General features: G+C 63.0%; 16 protein-coding genes. 10 read left to right on the top strand and 6 right to left on the bottom strand.

Annotation, left to right across the window (positions count from 1 at the left end; translation table 11 throughout):
- Positions 1 to 183 precede the first annotated feature (183 nt).
- The 3 genes from ACF8EA_RS14875 to ACF8EA_RS14865 all read right to left on the bottom strand — a co-directional run bounded on the left by ACF8EA_RS14875 (position 184) and on the right by ACF8EA_RS14865 (position 2,060).
- On the bottom strand, positions 184 to 975 hold the full coding sequence (locus tag ACF8EA_RS14875) for an OmpA family protein (protein ID WP_053870484.1): 792 nt from the start codon (positions 973 to 975) through the stop codon (positions 184 to 186).
- A gap of 50 nt (positions 976 to 1,025) precedes the next feature.
- Entirely contained in the window at positions 1,026 to 1,439 is a 414-nt protein-coding gene (locus ACF8EA_RS14870; protein WP_020190164.1) for a DUF4398 domain-containing protein, read from the bottom strand.
- Positions 1,440 to 1,715: 276 nt separating this feature from the next.
- Positions 1,716 to 2,060: a hypothetical protein gene (locus tag ACF8EA_RS14865; protein ID WP_021785939.1), complete on the bottom strand. Its 345-nt coding sequence runs from the start codon at positions 2,058 to 2,060 to the stop codon at positions 1,716 to 1,718.
- 261 nt (positions 2,061 to 2,321) lie between these two features.
- Here ACF8EA_RS14865 and ppc point away from each other — a divergent pair, with 261 nt between their 5' ends.
- The 7 genes from ppc to ACF8EA_RS14830 all read left to right on the top strand — a co-directional run bounded on the left by ppc (position 2,322) and on the right by ACF8EA_RS14830 (position 9,515).
- Positions 2,322 to 4,949 (top strand): phosphoenolpyruvate carboxylase, encoded by a 2,628-nt coding sequence (ppc, locus tag ACF8EA_RS14860; protein WP_392522441.1) that lies wholly within the window; start codon positions 2,322 to 2,324, stop codon positions 4,947 to 4,949.
- Positions 4,950 to 5,206: 257 nt separating this feature from the next.
- The gene (gene adk / locus ACF8EA_RS14855) at positions 5,207 to 5,857 is read left to right on the top strand and encodes an adenylate kinase (RefSeq protein WP_004575467.1); all 651 of its coding nucleotides are present in this window, start codon (positions 5,207 to 5,209) and stop codon (positions 5,855 to 5,857) included.
- A gap of 140 nt (positions 5,858 to 5,997) precedes the next feature.
- A complete protein-coding gene (gene tsaB / locus ACF8EA_RS14850; protein WP_084850407.1) occupies positions 5,998 to 6,672 on the top strand; it encodes a tRNA (adenosine(37)-N6)-threonylcarbamoyltransferase complex dimerization subunit type 1 TsaB in 675 nt (224 codons plus the stop codon).
- A gap of 131 nt (positions 6,673 to 6,803) precedes the next feature.
- Complete coding sequence (locus ACF8EA_RS14845) at positions 6,804 to 7,094, top strand: hypothetical protein (RefSeq protein WP_103469416.1); 291 nt, start codon at positions 6,804 to 6,806, stop codon at positions 7,092 to 7,094.
- A 3-nt stretch (positions 7,095 to 7,097) separates the two neighbouring features.
- Positions 7,098 to 7,967 carry a DUF72 domain-containing protein gene (locus ACF8EA_RS14840; protein ID WP_020192467.1) on the top strand — a complete coding sequence of 290 codons (870 nt, stop codon included), beginning with the start codon at positions 7,098 to 7,100 and terminating at the stop codon, positions 7,965 to 7,967.
- Positions 7,968 to 7,995: 28 nt separating this feature from the next.
- On the top strand, positions 7,996 to 8,826 hold the full coding sequence (locus ACF8EA_RS14835; RefSeq protein ID WP_392522439.1) for an oxaloacetate decarboxylase: 831 nt from the start codon (positions 7,996 to 7,998) through the stop codon (positions 8,824 to 8,826).
- A complete protein-coding gene (locus ACF8EA_RS14830) occupies positions 8,826 to 9,515 on the top strand; it encodes an extensin family protein (protein ID WP_392522438.1) in 690 nt (229 codons plus the stop codon). Before ACF8EA_RS14835 ends, ACF8EA_RS14830 begins: the two co-directional genes overlap by 1 nt.
- Here ACF8EA_RS14830 and ACF8EA_RS14825 read toward each other — a convergent pair.
- Complete coding sequence (locus tag ACF8EA_RS14825) at positions 9,512 to 10,138, bottom strand: energy transducer TonB (RefSeq protein WP_392522437.1); 627 nt, start codon at positions 10,136 to 10,138, stop codon at positions 9,512 to 9,514. The two genes, ACF8EA_RS14830 and ACF8EA_RS14825, sit on opposite strands and share 4 nt — an antisense overlap.
- 104 nt (positions 10,139 to 10,242) lie before the next feature.
- On the opposite strand from ACF8EA_RS14825, the gene ACF8EA_RS14820 reads away from it, so the two are divergent.
- Entirely contained in the window at positions 10,243 to 11,019 is a 777-nt protein-coding gene (locus tag ACF8EA_RS14820) for a class I SAM-dependent methyltransferase (RefSeq protein WP_392522435.1), read from the top strand.
- A 33-nt stretch (positions 11,020 to 11,052) separates the two neighbouring features.
- On the opposite strand, the gene ACF8EA_RS14815 is transcribed toward ACF8EA_RS14820, so the two are convergent.
- Positions 11,053 to 12,003, bottom strand: coding sequence for an RHS repeat-associated core domain-containing protein (locus ACF8EA_RS14815; RefSeq protein WP_392522434.1), 951 nt, complete (start codon positions 12,001 to 12,003; stop codon positions 11,053 to 11,055).
- Positions 12,004 to 12,275: 272 nt separating this feature from the next.
- On the bottom strand, positions 12,276 to 12,941 hold the full coding sequence (locus ACF8EA_RS14810; RefSeq protein WP_392522433.1) for a TetR/AcrR family transcriptional regulator: 666 nt from the start codon (positions 12,939 to 12,941) through the stop codon (positions 12,276 to 12,278).
- A gap of 175 nt (positions 12,942 to 13,116) precedes the next feature.
- On the opposite strand from ACF8EA_RS14810, the gene ACF8EA_RS14805 reads away from it, so the two are divergent.
- Both ACF8EA_RS14805 and ACF8EA_RS14800 read left to right on the top strand, forming a co-directional pair.
- Positions 13,117 to 14,217: an efflux RND transporter periplasmic adaptor subunit gene (locus ACF8EA_RS14805; protein ID WP_392522431.1), complete on the top strand. Its 1,101-nt coding sequence runs from the start codon at positions 13,117 to 13,119 to the stop codon at positions 14,215 to 14,217.
- A 6-nt stretch (positions 14,218 to 14,223) separates the two neighbouring features.
- Complete coding sequence (locus ACF8EA_RS14800) at positions 14,224 to 17,289, top strand: efflux RND transporter permease subunit (RefSeq protein ID WP_392522429.1); 3,066 nt, start codon at positions 14,224 to 14,226, stop codon at positions 17,287 to 17,289.
- The last annotated feature ends 65 nt before the right edge of the window (positions 17,290 to 17,354 follow it).

Raw genomic sequence — 17,354 nt, 5'->3', positions numbered from 1 at the left:
CATGCACCAAGGCGTTCGCGCGCAAATCCCACAGGAATAATTGGCCCGAAACAGATGTAGGAGCGAGCTTGCTCGCGATGCGCCGCGCGGGCGGCGCTCGATCTCACAGGCGCCACAACATTATCGGCGAACAAAGAAAAGCCCCGCCTCAATCGCGGGGCTTGTCCTTTCAGCGTTCCAGCCTTACCGCTGAGCCTGGCTCACCGAGCGTGGTGCCACCGGCTGGTTGTCGTTGGAGATGGTCACCTCCACCCGACGGTTCTGCGCACGCCCCGAGTTGCTCGAGTTGTCCGCTACCGGGTACTCCTTGCCATAGCCTTGCGAAACGATACGCGCCGGATCTACCCCGGCACGTACCAGTGCCATGCGCACGCTGTTGGCACGGCGCTCGGACAGTGTCTGATTGTAGTTGGCCGAGCCGACGCTGTCGGTGTAGCCCTCGACGATCACCTTGCGTTCCGGGTTTTCCTGGAGGAACCGCGCCAGCTTGGTGATGTTCGGGTAAGCGCTGCTCTTGAGTTCGGCCTTGTTGAAGTCGAACAGTACATCGCCGAAGGTCACCAGCGTTCCGCGGTCGGTCTGCTTGGCGTTGAGGCTCTCCTGCAGCTTGGCGATCTGCGCGTCGCGGGCATCCAGCTTGGCCTGGGCGCGCTGGGCCGAGGCGTTCTTCAGTTCAGCTTCGGCAGTGCGCAGGGCAATGGTCTGCTTGGCCACTTCGACGCGCTGGTTGGTCAGGTAGGCCAGTTGGTCGACTTTCTTCTCGTCTTCACGGTCCATGTAGGCCTTGTCGGCCTTGTTCAGCCAGTCCTGGGCGTCCTTGGTCTCCAGCGCCGCAACCTTGCTCGCTTGCGGATTGCTCTGCAGCGAAGAGAAGTTGGTGCGGGCCGCTTCCAGGTTGGCATTCGGATCGTGCGAGCAGGCAGCAAGACCGACGCTCAGGGCCAGCAGGGCGGGAATCATGACGTGTTTGCGCATAGTGTTCATCCTTTGATCGTGTGCGAAGGCTAAGGTTGGCGGGGCAGGGCTCACTGAACGCTGCGCAGGCCTTCCTCACGTACGTCCTGAACGCCCTGGCGGGCATCCTGCACGGCCTTCTGGGCTTTGGCTGCCTGGGCCTTGCGTTCGGCGAGGCGGGCATCCCATTCGGCCTGTTGGGCCAGGCGCTTGGCCTCGTCGTACTTCTTGTCGTGCATGGCGATTTCGGCTTGCTTGAACTTGTCCTGAGCCGCCTTCATTTCCACGGCGGCGAACTCGGTACCGCCGGCGCTGACGGCGGAGTTCACGGCGGACTGGGTAACGGCATACTGCTCGGTGGGCGGATTGCCCGCACAGCCGGCCAGGACCAGGCTACTGCCCAGTGCCAGCGCGGCCAGCTTGAACCCGCGCACATGAGTGGATGACAGTTTGCTAGTGCGGGTCTTCATGGTGGTCAGTTCCATTGGATCACTCCTGATAACGACGATGTCCGTAGCAGTCCATCGCTTAATCCCTGACAAAACCGCGCGCTTCAGCTCAACGGTGCACGAGGGCAGTGTGCAGGGTTTTAGCGTGATGGCTATTGGCTCCGACTCGGACGTTTTTCGAATAGTTCAGAAAAAAGCGCCATGATCGGATAACTATTTCTGACTGATCGGTCAGTGCGATTTGCCTGGAACTTTCTCAGGCTGAAGCGGTATTCCGGGCCTTGAGCAGGCCCGGAACGGGGGAGCGGACGGTTACTTGTCGCTGTCGACTGTAGCGTTGCTCAAGTTGTGCAAGTGTTGGCGGGACAGGGAGAGAAAGCGCGGTGTAGGACCAACGTCTTCGTACAGGGGGTCACCCTCTTCGTCGGTGGCGATGACCTGGCGGCCCTGTACATAGGGGAAGCTGGCCTCCAATTCTTCAAGGGCGGCTGCGACCAGTTCGCCGAGCAGTTCTTCGGCCGTGCGTTTGGGGTACATGTCGATCAGCGCGGCCAGGCGCGCCTCGGACTCCAGGTCCAGGTGCAGGACATGGCCCGTACGGCTGAGGGTGCCGGCGGCATTCTGTTCCCAATGCTGGGCGAGTTCACGAATTTTCATGATGACCTCTGTTGACGCCTGGAAAGGCTGCACTGCATGGGAGTGCTGTGCTTTCACTTTAGTTTGGTTTGGCCGATCACGGCTTGCCATCGTCGCCCGGCTATGGGCACTCTTGGGGGATACCGCCCCCCCTGTAGGAGCGGGTTTACCCGCGAACACCGGCAACGTCGGTGCCAGGCACCGCCTTGGGTTATTCACGGGTTAACCCGCGCTTGCACAGGGCGCGCTGAGGCTGATAGGGATGCAACGGAGAGAGCGCCAATGACCGATATCGATGTGCGTTTGCGTGAAGATGTCCATGTGTTGGGCGAACTGCTTGGCGAAACCATTCGCCAGCAGCATGGCGATGCGTTCCTGCAGAAAATCGAGGACATCCGCCACAGTGCCAAGGCCGACCGCCGCGGCCCTGGTGAGCAACTGAGTTCAACCCTGGCGGACTTGGCCGAAGAAGACCTGCTGCCCGTAGCGAGAGCCTTCAACCAGTTCCTCAACCTGGCCAACATGGCCGAGCAGTACCAGTTGATCCGCCGCCGCGACGCTGACCAACCCGAACCTTTCGAAGCGCGGGTACTGCCCGAACTGCTGGGGCGCCTGAAGCAGGCCGGCCACAGCAACGACGCCCTGGCCCGGCAACTGGCCAAGCTCGATATCCAGTTGGTGCTCACCGCACACCCCACCGAAGTGGCCCGTCGCACGCTGATCCAGAAGTACGACGCGATCGCCGGCCAACTGGCCGCACAGGACCATCGTGACCTGACCGCGGCAGAACGCCAGCAAGTGCGCGAACGCCTGCGCCGGCTGATCGCCGAGGCCTGGCACACCGAAGAAATCCGCCGCACCCGGCCTACGCCGGTAGACGAAGCCAAGTGGGGTTTCGCAGTGATCGAGCATTCACTGTGGCACGCTATCCCCAGCCACCTGCGCAAGGTCGACAAGGCCCTGCTGGATGCCACTGGCCTGCGCCTGCCGCTGGAGGCCGCGCCGATCCGCTTTGCCTCGTGGATGGGTGGGGACCGTGATGGCAACCCCAATGTAACGGCTGCCGTCACCCGCGAAGTGTTGCTGCTGGCGCGCTGGATGGCCGCCGACCTGTTCCTGCGCGATATCGACGCACTGGCCGCCGAGCTGTCCATGCAGCAGGCCAGCGACGCCCTGCACAAACAGGTCGGCGACAGTGCCGAACCCTACCGCGCAGTGCTCAAGCGACTGCGTGACCGCCTGCGTGCGACACGCGCATGGGCGCAGTCGGCCTTGACCAGCAACCAACCGGCCGGTGCCGACGTGCTGGTGGAGAACCGCGAGCTGATCGCGCCGCTGGAGCTGTGCTACCAGTCACTGCACGAATGCGGCATGGGCGTTATCGCTGAAGGCCCGCTGCTTGACTGCTTGCGCCGTGCGGTCACCTTCGGCCTGTTCCTGGGCCGCCTGGACGTGCGCCAGGACGCTGCCCGCCACCGTGATGCGCTGACCGAGATTACCGATTACCTGGGCCTGGGGCGTTACGCCGACTGGGATGAGGAGCAGCGCATCGCGTTCCTCCAGGCCGAGTTGAAAAACCGCCGGCCCCTGCTACCTGCGCATTTCAAGCCGCAAGCGGACACCGCCGAAGTGCTGGCGACCTGCAGGGAAGTGGCCGCTGCACCGGCCGCCTCGCTGGGGTCTTACGTCATCTCCATGGCGGGGGCCGCCTCGGATGTACTGGCGGTACAACTGTTGCTCAAGGAAGCCGGCCTGACCCGCCCCATGCGTGTGGTGCCACTGTTCGAGACCCTGGCCGACCTCGACAACGCCGGCCCGGTCATGCAGCGCCTGCTTGGCCTGCCGGGCTACCGCGCAGGCCTGCGCGGCCCGCAGGAAGTGATGATCGGCTACTCCGATTCGGCCAAGGACGCCGGCACCACGGCTGCTGCCTGGGCGCAGTACCGGGCTCAGGAAAACCTGGTGCGTATCTGTGCCGAGCATCAGGTCGAGCTGCTGCTGTTCCATGGCCGTGGCGGTACGGTCGGGCGAGGCGGTGGCCCGGCCCATGCCGCGATCCTGTCGCAGCCACCGGGTTCGGTAGCGGGGCGTTTCCGCACCACCGAGCAGGGTGAAATGATTCGCTTCAAGTTCGGCCTGCCGGGCATCGCCGAGCAAAACCTCAACCTGTACCTGGCTGCCGTGCTTGAAGCCACGCTGTTGCCACCGCCGCCCCCGCAGCCGGCCTGGCGTGAGGTGATGGACCAGTTGGCCGCCGATGGCGTCCAGGCCTACCGCAGCGTGGTACGGGAGAACCCCGATTTCGTCGAGTACTTCCGCCAGTCGACGCCAGAACAGGAGCTGGGGCGCCTGCCGCTGGGCAGCCGCCCGGCCAAGCGTCGCGCCGGGGGCATCGAAAGCCTGCGCGCCATCCCGTGGATCTTCGGCTGGACCCAGACCCGGCTGATGCTGCCGGCCTGGCTGGGCTGGGAAACCGCGCTGACGAACGCCTTGGCCCGGGGACAGGGTGAGTTGCTGGCGCAGATGCGTGAGCAATGGCCGTTCTTCCGCACTCGCATCGACATGCTGGAAATGGTCCTGGCCAAGGCCGATGCGCAAATTGCCGAGGCCTACGACGAACGTCTGGTGCAACCGCACTTGCTCCCTTTAGGTGCGCACCTGCGCGACCTATTGTCGCAGTCGTGCCAGGTGGTGCTGGGCCTGACCAGGCAGCCGGTGCTACTGGCGCACAGCCCCGAGACACTGGAATTCATTAGCCTGCGCAATACCTATCTGGACCCGTTGCACCGCCTGCAGGCAGAGTTGCTGGCCCGCTCGCGCAGCCGCGAAGCCGCTCTGGACAGCCCGTTGGAGCAGGCCTTGCTGGTGACCGTGGCGGGTATTGCTGCCGGGCTGCGCAACACCGGCTAAGGGCAAGCCCGGGTCATGTCTGGCGAGTGTCATACAGGCCCGGCACAATGTCGGGAAGGGTGGTTGCGCCGGGCGCAACCGCCTGCCCGGTCAGCCGCAAGTGGCGCATTCCTGCAACTTTGGGACGCTTGTCTGGCTGCCGGGCGCTGTGTATCTTGAGCAGCCTTCTGACCGATTTATGGTCATACCCGATTTTCCGGACTTGGCCCTGGTTGCCGAATCCATTGAATTTCATAAAAAAATTTGAGGAGCACAAGATGCGCGTAATTCTGCTGGGAGCTCCCGGGGCCGGTAAAGGTACTCAGGCAAAGTTCATCACCGAAAAGTTCGGTATTCCACAGATCTCCACCGGTGACATGCTGCGTGCCGCCGTCAAGGCCGGTACCCCGCTGGGCCTGGAGCTGAAGAAAGTCATGGATGCCGGCCAGCTGGTCTCCGACGAGTTGATCATCAGCCTGGTGAAGGAGCGCATTGCCCAGCCTGATTGCGCCAACGGCTGCCTGTTCGACGGCTTCCCACGCACCATCCCGCAGGCCGAAGCCATGGTCGCTGCCGGTGTCGACATCGATGCCGTGGTCGAAATTGCCGTGGACGACGAGGAAATCGTCGGCCGCATGGCTGGCCGCCGCGTGCACCTGGCCTCGGGCCGTACCTACCACATTCAGTACAACCCGCCGAAAGTGGAAGGCAAGGACGACGAGACCGGTGAAGACCTGATCCAGCGTGACGACGACAAAGAAGAAACCGTTCGCCATCGCCTGTCGGTCTACCACAGCCAGACCAAGCCGCTGGTGGATTTCTACCAGAAGCTGTCGGCTGCCAATGGCGGCAAGCCGAAGTACAGCCACATCGAAGGTGTCGGCTCGGTTGAAGCCATCACCGCCAAGGTCCTGGCAGCCCTGAGCTGAACCGGCGCCTGACGCACCTCGACAACGGCCCGCTTGCGGGCCGTTGTCGTTTGTAGGCCGCACAGCGGCCCCCTCGGGACACAACGCCGCTGCTGCTCTATACTGCCGCTCTTTTTCATTCGCACCTGGATACCCGTTCGATGACCACCCTGCTGGCCCTGGATACCGCCACCGAAGCCTGTTCCGTCGCGCTGCTGCATGACGGCAAGGTAACCAGCCACTACGAGGTGATCCCGCGCATGCATGCCCAGAAGCTGCTGCCGATGATCAAGCAACTGCTGGCCGACTCTGGCGTGGCACTGAATGCGCTGGATGCCATTGCCTTTGGCCGTGGCCCGGGCGCGTTCACTGGCGTGCGTATTGCCATCGGTGTGGTGCAAGGCCTGGCCTTTGCCCTCGAACGCCCGGTGCTGCCGGTGTCCAACCTGGCCGCACTGGCCCAGGGTGCATTGCGCGAGCATGGTGTGCAGCAGGTGGCAGCGGCCATTGATGCACGCATGGATGAAGTGTACTGGGGTTGCTACCAAGCCACGGCGGGCGAAATGCGCCTGGTCGGCCGTGAAGCCGTGTTACCGCCCGAGCAGGTGGCGCTGCCGGCAGGCAGCAATGGCGAGTGGTTCGGTGCCGGTACCGGATGGGGCTATGCCGAGCGCTTGGCGGTTCAGGTGGCCGCGAGCAACCCTGGCGCCTTGCCCAATGCCCTGGACGTCCTCAGCCTGGCCACCTTCGCCTGGGCGCGTGGCGAGGCAATCGTCGCCGAGCAGGCGCAGCCGGTTTATCTGCGCGATAATGTAGCCACGCCCAAGAAGCACTGAGTGCTGTTCGTCGGTTATCGCCGAACACGCTAAAACCTTTTTCGCGATCTGTGGTCCAGTTATCACTCAAGCATTAGCGACGGAACCCTGATGCTGCTAAATTGCCATCATTGGTCCTGAGTGCTCATGCCATGCGTATCGACGGTTTCTCATCGCAGTCCTACCCGCTCAAGCGCACCTCGCGCAAAGCAGCGGTGCGTGACCAGGCCATCGACGATGCCGAGGTAATCGAGGAGGCAGAAGCCGCCCCGCAGGAAACCACCACCCGCCGCCCTGGTGGTGGACTGCCAGCCCGGCAGCAGGACATGGTTTTCCCTCGTGCCCGTGACCGCCGCACCGCCACCGCACTGGCCAGCTACCTGAGCACTGCCGGTTTTACCGACTGGGACATGGAAGTACTGGGGCTCGACCTGTACATTTGATGGATGAATCCGTCACCACTGCCTTACTTTCTCGGTTGCCCGTCGTGGAGCGAAAACGCCTGGCGCGACTACCTGTACCCCGCTGACGCCAACAGTAATCAAATGCTTGGCTTCTACAGTCAGGTCTTCAACGCCGTCGAAGGCAACACCACTTTCTATGCACGTCCCGCGCCCGGGACCATTGCCCGCTGGGCGCAAGTCATGCCCGAGCACTTTCGCTTCACTGCCAAGTTTCCGCGGGATGTCAGCCATGAGGGCGACCTACGTGACCAGCTTGAGCCTGCCTTCGACTTCACCCGGCTGATGGCCCCGCTGGGCCAGCGCGTATCACCCTACTGGCTGCAGTTGCCGGCCCAGTTCGGCCCGGCGCGCCTGGGTGAGCTTTGTCACTTCCTCGATCAGATCGCCGTGCCGGTGGCCGTGGAAGTGCGCAACCAGGCCTTTTTTGCCAAGGGTGAGGAAGAACGCCTGCTCAACCGCCTGTTGCACGAACGCGGTGTGGAGCGCATCTGCCTCGACCCCCGTGCGTTGTTCAGTTGCACCTCGCGCGACCCTGCCGTGCTGCATGCGCAGTCGAAGAAACCCAAGGTGCCACCGCGGCCCGCAGCCTTCAGCCAGCATCCGCAGGTTCGCTTCATCGGCCATCCGGAACTGGAGGCCAATCACACCTTCCTCAGCCCTTGGGTAGAAAAAGTCGCCGCCTGGATTGAAGAAGGCCGCAATCCCTATATCTTCCTGCACACCTCGGACAATCGCCTGGCTGCGGCGCTGGCCCAGCGTTTCCATCAGCGCCTGATGGCGCGCCTGCCTGGCCTGGCACCTTTGCCGGAATTGCCGCGCGCCCCTGAGGTCGAACAATTGGGGCTACTCTGACCTTTCCCTGACTGCCGGAGGTTGAACCATGGATGTGCAAACCCTGCGAGCTGAGGCCTTCAAGGCGTTACACGAGCGCGAGGGCGCGTTCGTCATCCCCAACCCGTGGGATGCCGGCTCCGCCAAGTTGCTCGCCAGCCTGGGTTTCGAGGCACTGGCTACCACCAGTGCCGGCTTGGCCTTCAGCCTGGGCCGGCCAGACGCCGAAGGCGCCTTGAGCCTGGACGATACACTGGACAATGCCGGCGAGATCGTCGACGCCACTGCGCTGCCGGTGGCCGCCGATCTGGAAAACGGCTTTGGCGATTTGCCCGAAGACTGTGCCCAGACCATTCTGCGTGCCGCCGAAGTCGGCCTGGTGGGCGGCTCCATCGAAGATGCCAGTGGCCGCAGTGATGCGCCCATCTATGACTTCGGGCTGGCCGTGGAGCGGGTGCGCGCCGCCGTGCAGGCTGCGCGAAGCCTGCCGTTCCCGTTCACCTTGTGTGCCCGGGCAGAAAACCTGCTACACGGGCGCATGGACCTCGACGACACCATCTTGCGCCTGCAAGCCTATGCCGAAGCCGGTGCAGACGTGCTCTACGCCCCGGGGCTGCGTACCGTGGAGGAAGTCCGTGCCGTGGTGCAGGCAGTCGCACCGCGCCCTGTGAATGTGCTGATGGGCACGGCGGGCGTGCCGCTCAACGTCAACCAGTTGCAGGACCTGGGCGTGCGTCGCATCAGCGTGGGCTCCTCGCTGGCCCGTGCTGCACTCGGGGCCTTTCACCGAGCCGCGTTGGAAATTCGCGATGAGGGCACGTTCGGCTACGGTGAGCAGGCAATGCCGTTTGCCCAGCTGAACGACCTGTTCCGCCGCTGATGCGGGCATTGCTGGCGCTACTGGTCGGCCTGCTGACGGTGGCCGGCCTGGCCTGGCACTTTGGCTGGCGCCTGCCTGCCCTGTGGAACCCCTGGACGCCGCTGGACGTGCGCCAACCGCCCAACCTGCTGACCCCCTACAAACTGTCACGCTTGCGCGATGACCCAGCGCTGTGCCGGCAGGCGCTGGAAACCAGCCACCTGCGTTACCGGCCACAAGCCGACAGCCCGGCCTCGGCCAACTGCCCGTTGCAGAACGTATGGCGCATCGAGGGCGGCCAGGCGCGGTTGAGCAGCAGTTTTCTGGCCAGTTGCCCGCTGGCGGTGGCCTATGCACTGTTCGAGAACCATGGCTTGCAGCCGGCGGCGCAGGAGGTGTTTGGGCAACCGGTGACGCAGGTCGATCACCTGGGCAGCTTTGCCTGCCGCAATGTCTACCACCGTAAGCAGGGCCGTTTGAGCCAGCACGCCACGGCCAATGCGCTGGACATCAGCGGTTTCCGTCTGCAGGACGGCCAGCGGATCGTGCTGGCGCGTGACTGGCAGGCGGGTGGGCAGAAGGCCGAATTCCTGCGTCGGGTGCAGCGGGCGGCTTGCGAGAGCTTCAGTACGGTACTGGGGCCGGATTACAACGCTGCGCACCGCAACCACTTTCACCTGGACATGGGGCGCTGGCAGATCTGTCGTTAGCCACAGGCGTACGCGCGCACGTTGTTCAGCACCACTGGGCGCGCCCAGTGGATGTCGAACTCCAGGTCATTCTGCTGCTTGGCCAGGGTGGCGTCGTCGAACGGTTCGGGCGCCGGGTCCAGCAGGTTCGTCTCGAACTCGGCAATGGGCAGGAATAGTGACCGTGGCGTGGGGCCAGGGCCGGGCTCGGCAATGGGCTGGCCCTGGCTCATTACCACCGGACGCAGCCAGCTGTTGTTGATGTCGAGCTGGCGCTGCTGCTCGATCAGTTCAATGGCACTGAACGGCTCGGGCGCGGGTGGTAGCAGCTTGGCCTCGAGCTCGGCCTTGGGCAGGAACAGCGGCTCGGGCGGTGCCACCACGGTGTCTTGCACCGGGCAGGCGCGCTGGGCGTCGATCAACGCCAGTGCACGGGCGCCGCCGATGGGTTCACCGCTGTCCTGGTCGTACTGCACGAACGACTGGCTGACGCCGTCTACGGGCTCTTCCTGCTGCTCGGCCATCGCCCGGGCAAAGAAATCCTGCCACAGGTGGCTGACGCCCCCGAGTGCCTGGGTGTTGTGCTGACTGTAGTTGCCGACAGGCGACAAATAGGTCAAGCCGATGGGAAGAGTATCTGACATGGCAGTCGTGCGCGCTGTGCTCTGGCAGAATAGCGGGATATTGCCTGTATCGGCCGTGGTTGCCGATTCATTAAGGGCTTGGTTTGATTTTTCGGGTGTGAACGATGGAAGAGCAAGGCACGGGTATCAGGGTCGAGGCGATGACAGCTGAATATGCGCAACAGGCCAAGGCGTGGGCTGAACGCCTGAGCCTGCCGCTGCAGGACGATACCGCCGGCTTCGCTGTGCAGGTGGGCGCCGACGGCTTGCAGATTCAGCAACTGGGGCCGCAGGCGCCCGGGCCGGTGCGTGTCGACTTCGTCGAAGGCCAGGCTGCGCATCGCCGCCAGTTTGGCGGTGGCAACGGGCAGATGATCGCCAAGGCTGTGGGCATTGCCCAAGGTATCCGGCCGCAGGTGCTGGATGCCACGGCGGGGCTGGGCAAGGACGCGTTCGTGCTGGCCAGCCTTGGCTGCCAGATGACCCTGATCGAGCGCCAGCCGCTGATTGCCGCGCTGTTGGAGGACGGCCTGGCGCGGGCGCGAGCGGACGAAGAAGTGGGCCCGATTGTCGGGCGCATGCGCCTGCTGACCGGCAACGCCATTGAGCGCATGCGCGCCTGGGAAGGGGAGGCGCCGCAGGTGATCTACCTCGACCCGATGTTCCCGCACCGGGACAAGAGCGCCCTGGTGAAAAAGGAAATGCGCGTGTTCCGGCCCTTGGTGGGCGATGACCTGGATGCCCCGGCGCTGCTCGAAGCCGCCCTGGCGCTGGCCAGCCACCGGGTGGTGGTGAAGCGGCCGCGCAAGGCGCCGATCATCGATGGGCCCAAGCCCAGCCATAGCCTGGAAGGCAAGTCGAGCCGGTATGACATATATCCGAAGAAGGCGCTGAAGGCCTGAGCGCAACTGTGAAATCACTTTGTTAGCTTCGCCTTAAGACCAATTTGCGATATTGCGGAGTCTATTTACTTCCCGGTTGATGTAATTACCTGTGAAATTAAGGAGGTTTTGCGATGGTGGCCTGTTTCTCGGCCAGGTCCCTAAGAAGGTAGCGGAGGTAGAGGCAATGTCGCTCATGCCTAAAGCTTTGATTTTTTCAAATCTGTCGTTTAGATCTTCCCAGGATGGTAAGTCTATCGAGTTGATTGAATCCCTGTGGTCTATCGAACCGATGTATCGCGTTTTGCCCTTGATTTTTACAGGCGTAAGTCTCGTTAATATGGATTCTTGGAGGGTAGCGTTGAGAATTCTTTGGTCACCTTCGTTTCTTGTTTTGTTGTCGTGGGCTTTTGTTTCTTTCGCTCCTTTAGCTTTTTGGGCCGTAATGTGATTTTGAAGTATTTTGTATTCTCGGCGTGTGAGACTGGGGTTTTGTTGATCCAAGCGGGAAGAAATTTTTTTTACGCTGTATCCTCCCTTCATGAGTTTTACTATCGAATACATGCCGCTAGGATCCGATCTGTTAATAGGATCATTGATGCAGTAAGCGTAAGCATTAATTCCCCCCCTTTCAAATGGCGACCAGCTATCTGGACTGTGAAAGCGCATCAGTCCTGGATTGAACAGGCGATGACCATTACCCAGCAAGTAGCCTATGGCAGAGGGTAACCAGCTCTGGCCTGTGAATCGAGATAACAATGTATTGGCCGGCGGGCTGCTGTCATTGCCGTAGGGGCCGTAAGTAATGGTCGTCTGGCTTTCTGAAACCATGTTGATGGTTGACGCTTGTGTGTCAGTGGCCAAGAGGCTCGCTTGCGAAGGTAGGCTTATCATTTCGCATAGGTTTAGGTTACTGGCGCTGAGCACGGTCTGCTGAGCGCTGCTTGTATACAAAGTTGACAGCTTATTGTCTTTGTAAAAGATCTTCAGTTTTTGAGCTTTCATGGGGGCGTGCTTATATTGGTAGATTAAATACAAGCTTGCGGACGAATTGCATGGTTGGCTACTGGCAAAAATGCTAGGTGGGCGTGTCGGTTAAACGGGCTCTGGCTGATTGGCGAGCGTGGTCCGTGCAGGATTGGCTTGTATCCAGCCCCCGATGTGTGTCCACCACCGATCAGTGTGGAGGTTTACCCTCGAGTACGGTGGTGGCTGCAACGGTGAACGGCAGGTGGAAATTGGCCGGTAGGCCCGGCCCTTCGCGGGTAAACCCGCTCCTATCGGGGGGCGTGATAGGTGTTTTCAGGATGGAAAGCCCGCAAGAATACTCTTACCACCTCGCGCACATGCGCCTCGGCTTCATCGCCCTCCAGCGGCCCCGCGCAACCTAGCAACAACCGGTAATCCGGTGCCCCTTTGACCAGGCAGAAGAAGTGCTCCGCAGCGCGCAGCGGGTTGTCGATGCGCAGCAGTCCGCGCTCATGTGCCCCGCGCAGTAGCGCTTCCATGCCAGCGAGCACGCGCTTGGGCCCGGCTTCGTAGAAGTACTCGCCAAAACTCGGGTCCAGGCTGCCCTGGGCCATGATCAGGCGGCTGAGCTTGATCGCTTCGTCACTGCTGATAAGCGCCTGGAAGTTGCGGGCAATCGTCAGCAGCACTTCTTCCACCGGTACCCCCTCGGGATACTCGAACAACAGATCAGGCAACTGGATCTGGCAGGTGGCCATGACCGCCGAGCAGAACAGGGTCTGCTTGTCGGTGAAGTGGCTGTACACGGTGAGCTTTGAAACACCTGCCGCCGCAGCGACCGCATCCATGCTGGTGTTGGCGTAGCCAAGGCTGAGGAACAGCGTCTTGGCCGCTTCGAGAATTGCCTCGCGCTTGGCCAGGTCCTTGGGCCGGCCCGGGCCGATGGGTGCGTCGTTGGACATTGTGGTCTGCATCTGGTTGAAGGATCACCATCTTAACGGGTCAGGCGCCATCCGGCGAAAGCCAGGCTGCATTACCTGCTCACCGCACGCTTGAAAAACCCGCGCACACCCTTCCCGGCATCGTTGCGCTGATTTAATATACCCGTCAGTACAAATATTAAATGTGCACTCCGCGAAAGGATTCATCATGTTGCGCCATGCCTTGTCCATCGCTCTGCCCGCCGCTGCTGCCCTGCTTCTGGCGGCATGTGGCCAGGAAGCCGCCCCACCCGCTGCGCCGCGCCCGGCGCTGGTGGCGCAGCCGCAGCCGGCCGAAGCCGCTGCCGACAGTTACCCCGGCGAAGTGCGCGCGCGCTTCGAGCCGGAGCTGGCCTTCCGCATTGGCGGCAAGGTTAGCAAGCGCCTGGTGGAGGAGGGGCAGCGGGTCAAGGCCGATCAGCCGCTGGCCGAGCTGGACCCGCAGGACGTGCGCCTGCAACTTGAAGCCAATCGCGCCCAACTGGCGGCTGCCGAGGCCAACCTGGCATTGGTGCGCGCCGAGCGCGACCGCTACCAGAAGCTGCTGGAACGGCAGATGGTCAGCCATTCCCTGTACGACAATGCCGAAAACCTCTACCGCGCAGGCCTTGCCCGTCTGAAGCAGGCCAAGGCCGAGTTCGATGTGGCTGGCAACCAGGCCGAATATGCCGTGCTGCGTGCGCCGCAGGCCGGGGTGATCGCCAAGCGCCAGGTTGAAGTGGGCCAGGTGGTCGCCGCCGGGCAGACCGTGTTTACCCTCGCCGCCGATGGCGAGCGAGAAGTGGCCATCGGCCTGCCGGAGCAGCAGTTCGCCCGCTTCGCTGTGGGCCAACCGGTGAGCGTGGAGCTGTGGTCGCACCCGCAGGCGCGTTTCCAGGGGCGCATTCGCGAGCTGTCACCGGCTGCCGACCCGCGTTCGCGCACGTTCGCGGCGCGCGTCGCCTTTACCACGGCCGCCGTTCCGGCTGAGCTGGGCCAGAGCGCCCGGGTGTTCATCGCCAAGGATGGGCTGATCCCGCTGTCGGTACCGCTGTCGGCAGTGACTGCGGAAAACGGTCAGGCCTATGTCTGGCGGGTGAACAAGGAAAGCCGCCTGGAGCGGGCGACGGTGCGGCTGGGGGCGTATGGCAGCGACAGTGTGCCGGTGCTCGAAGGCCTGGACCCGGGTGACTGGGTGGTTGCCGCTGGTGGCCATGTACTGCGCGAGGGCCAGGAGGTACGCCCTGTGGACCGCAGCAACCGTGTAGTGAACCTGGCGGCCAAGGAGTAAGTCCCGATGGGTTTCAACCTTTCTGCCTGGGCGCTGCGCAACCGCCAGATCGTCCTGTTCCTGATGATTCTGCTGGCGGCCATTGGCGCCATGTCGTACACCAAGCTTGGCCAGAGCGAGGACCCGCCATTCACCTTCAAGGCCATGGTCATCCGCACCCTGTGGCCAGGCGCCAGCGCCGAAGAAGTGGCGCGGCAGGTGACCGAGCGCATCGAGAAGAAGCTGATGGAAACCGGTGAGTACGAGAGGATTGTCTCATTCTCCCGCCCCGGCGAATCGCAGGTCACCTTCATGGCCCGCGACTCGCTGCATTCCAAGGACATCCCCGAGTTGTGGTACCAGATCCGCAAGAAGGTTGCGGACATTCGCCACACCTTGCCGCCGGAGATCCAGGGCCCGTTCTTCAACGACGAGTTCGGCACCACCTTCGGCAATATCTATGCGCTGACTGGCGAAGGCTTTGACTATGCGGTGCTCAAGGACTACGCCGACCGTATCCAGATCCAGCTGCAGCGGGTCAAGGATGTGGGCAAGGTCGAGCTGATCGGCCTGCAGGACGAGAAAGTCTGGATCGAGCTGTCCAACCTCAAGCTGGCCACCCTCGGCGTGCCGCTGGAAGCCGTACAGAAGGCGTTGCAAGAGCAGAACGCGGTGAGCACCGCCGGTTTCTTCGAGACGCCCAGCGAGCGCCTGCATCTGCGGGTGAGCGGGCGTTTCGACAGCGTCGAGCAGATCCGTCAGTTCCCCATTCGCGTGGGTGATCGCACCTTCCGGATTGGCGATGTCGCCGAGGTGCACCGTGGCTTCAACGACCCACCCGCACCACGCATGCGCTTCATGGGCGAGGATGCCATTGGCCTGGCAGTGTCGATGAAAGACGGTGGCGATATCCTGGTTCTGGGCAAGGCCCTGGAAGGCGAGTTCGAGCGCCTGGCGCACAGCCTGCCGGCCGGCATGGAGCTGCGCAAGGTTTCGGATCAACCTGCGGCGGTGAAGGCTGGCGTGGGGGAGTTCGTCCAGGTGCTGGTCGAGGCGCTGGTCATTGTGCTGCTGGTGAGCTTCTTCTCGCTGGGCCTGCGCACCGGCCTGGTGGTGGCGCTGGCCATTCCGCTGGTGCTGGCCATGACCTTTGCCGCCATGCATTACTTCGGCATCGGCCTGCACAAGATTTCCCTCGGCGCACTGGTGCTGGCCCTTGGCTTGCTGGTGGACGACGCGATCATTGCCGTGGAGATGATGGCGATCAAGATGGAGCAGGGCTACGACCGCCTCAAGGCAGCAAGCTATGCCTGGACAAGTACGGCCTTCCCGATGCTCACCGGTACGCTGATCACGGCAGCAGGCTTTCTGCCGATTGCCACCGCAGCCTCCAGCACGGGCGAATACACCCGGTCGATCTTCCAGGTGGTGACCATCGCTCTGCTGACCTCGTGGGTGGTGGCTGTGGTGTTCGTGCCTTACCTGGGCGAGCGCCTGCTACCCGACCTGGCCAAGCTGCATGCCGCACGCCATGGCAAGGACGGCCATGCGCCAGACCCCTACGCCACCCCGTTCTACCAGCGTGTGCGACGGCTGGTGGAGTGGTGCGTACGGCGGCGCAAGACGGTGATCCTGCTGACCGTTGCCGCCTTTATCGGCAGCATCCTGCTGTTCCGCTTCGTGCCCCAACAGTTCTTCCCGGCCTCCGGGCGCCCGGAGTTGATGGTTGACCTGAAGCTGGCCGAAGGCGCCTCGCTGGCCAATACCGCCAAGCGGGTCAAGCAGCTGGAGGCGCTGCTCAAGCAGCAGGACGGTATCGACAACTACGTGGCCTATGTGGGCACCGGTTCGCCGCGCTTCTACCTGCCGCTGGACCAGCAACTGCCGGCAGCCAGCTTTGCCCAGTTCGTGGTGCTGGCCAAGTCTATGGAGGACCGCGAGCGCCTGCGCAGTTGGCTGATCAGCACTGTGGACCAGCAGTTCCCCGACCTGCGTGCCCGGGTCACGCGCCTGGAGAATGGCCCGCCCGTGGGCTACCCGGTGCAGTTCCGGGTCACTGGCGAGCATATCGAGAAGGCCCGTGCACTGGCCCGTGAAGTGGCTGACAAAGTGCGCGAGAACCCGCATGTGGTGAACGTGCACCTGGACTGGGAGGAACCCAGCAAGGCGGTGTTCCTCGAAATCGACCAGGACCGCGCCCGGGCGCTGGGCGTAAGCACCGCGCACCTGGCCAGTTTCCTGCAAAGCTCGCTGATCGGCACCACGGTCAGCCAGTACCGCGAGGACAATGAGCTGATCGAGATCCTGCTGCGCGGCACCCTCCAGGAGCGCAGTGACCTGGGCAACCTGGGTAGCCTGGCGTTGCCTACCGACAATGGCCAAAGCGTGGCGCTGTCGCAGGTGGCGACCCTGGAGTACGGCTTTGAAGAAGGCATCATCTGGCACCGCAACCGCTTGCCGACGGTGACCGTGCGCGCCGACATCTACGATCAGGAGCAGCCGGCGACGCTGGTGAAACAGATTCTGCCGACCTTGCAGGACATCCGCGCCAAGCTGCCCGATGGCTATCTGCTGGAGGTGGGCGGCACAGTGGAGGACTCCGAGCGTGGGCAGAAATCGGTGAATGCCGGTATGCCACTGTTCGTCGTGGTAGTGCTGAGCTTGTTGATGATCCAGCTGCGCAGCTTCTCGCGCACGGTGATGGTGTTCCTCACCGCGCCGCTGGGGCTGATTGGTGTGACCCTGTTCCTGCTGGTGTTCCGCCAGCCGTTTGGCTTTGTCGCCATGCTCGGCACCATTGCCCTGGCGGGGATGATCATGCGCAACTCGGTGATCCTAGTGGACCAGATCGAGCAGGACATCGCAGCGGGGATGGAGCGTTGGCAGGCGATCATCGAGGCCACCGTGCGGCGCTTCCGGCCGATCGTGCTGACCGCGCTGGCGGCGGTGCTGGCCATGATCCCGTTGTCGCGTAGTGTGTTCTACGGGCCGATGGCGGTGGCGATCATGGGCGGGTTGATCGTGGCCACGGTGCTTACACTGCTGTTCCTGCCAGCGCTGTATGCGGCGTGGTTCAGGGTGAAGAAGGGCTGAAGGCCGCTCCTACAACGGCCTGTGTCCAACCCCGCCGCCGTGTAGGAGCGGGTTTACCCGCGAAT

Source organism: Pseudomonas sp. YQ_5 (assembly GCF_043103305.1).
In the GTDB taxonomy this organism is placed as follows: Bacteria; Pseudomonadota; Gammaproteobacteria; order Pseudomonadales; family Pseudomonadaceae; genus Aquipseudomonas; species Aquipseudomonas putida_Y.
This window is presented reverse-complemented; position numbering and strand designations above follow the sequence as displayed.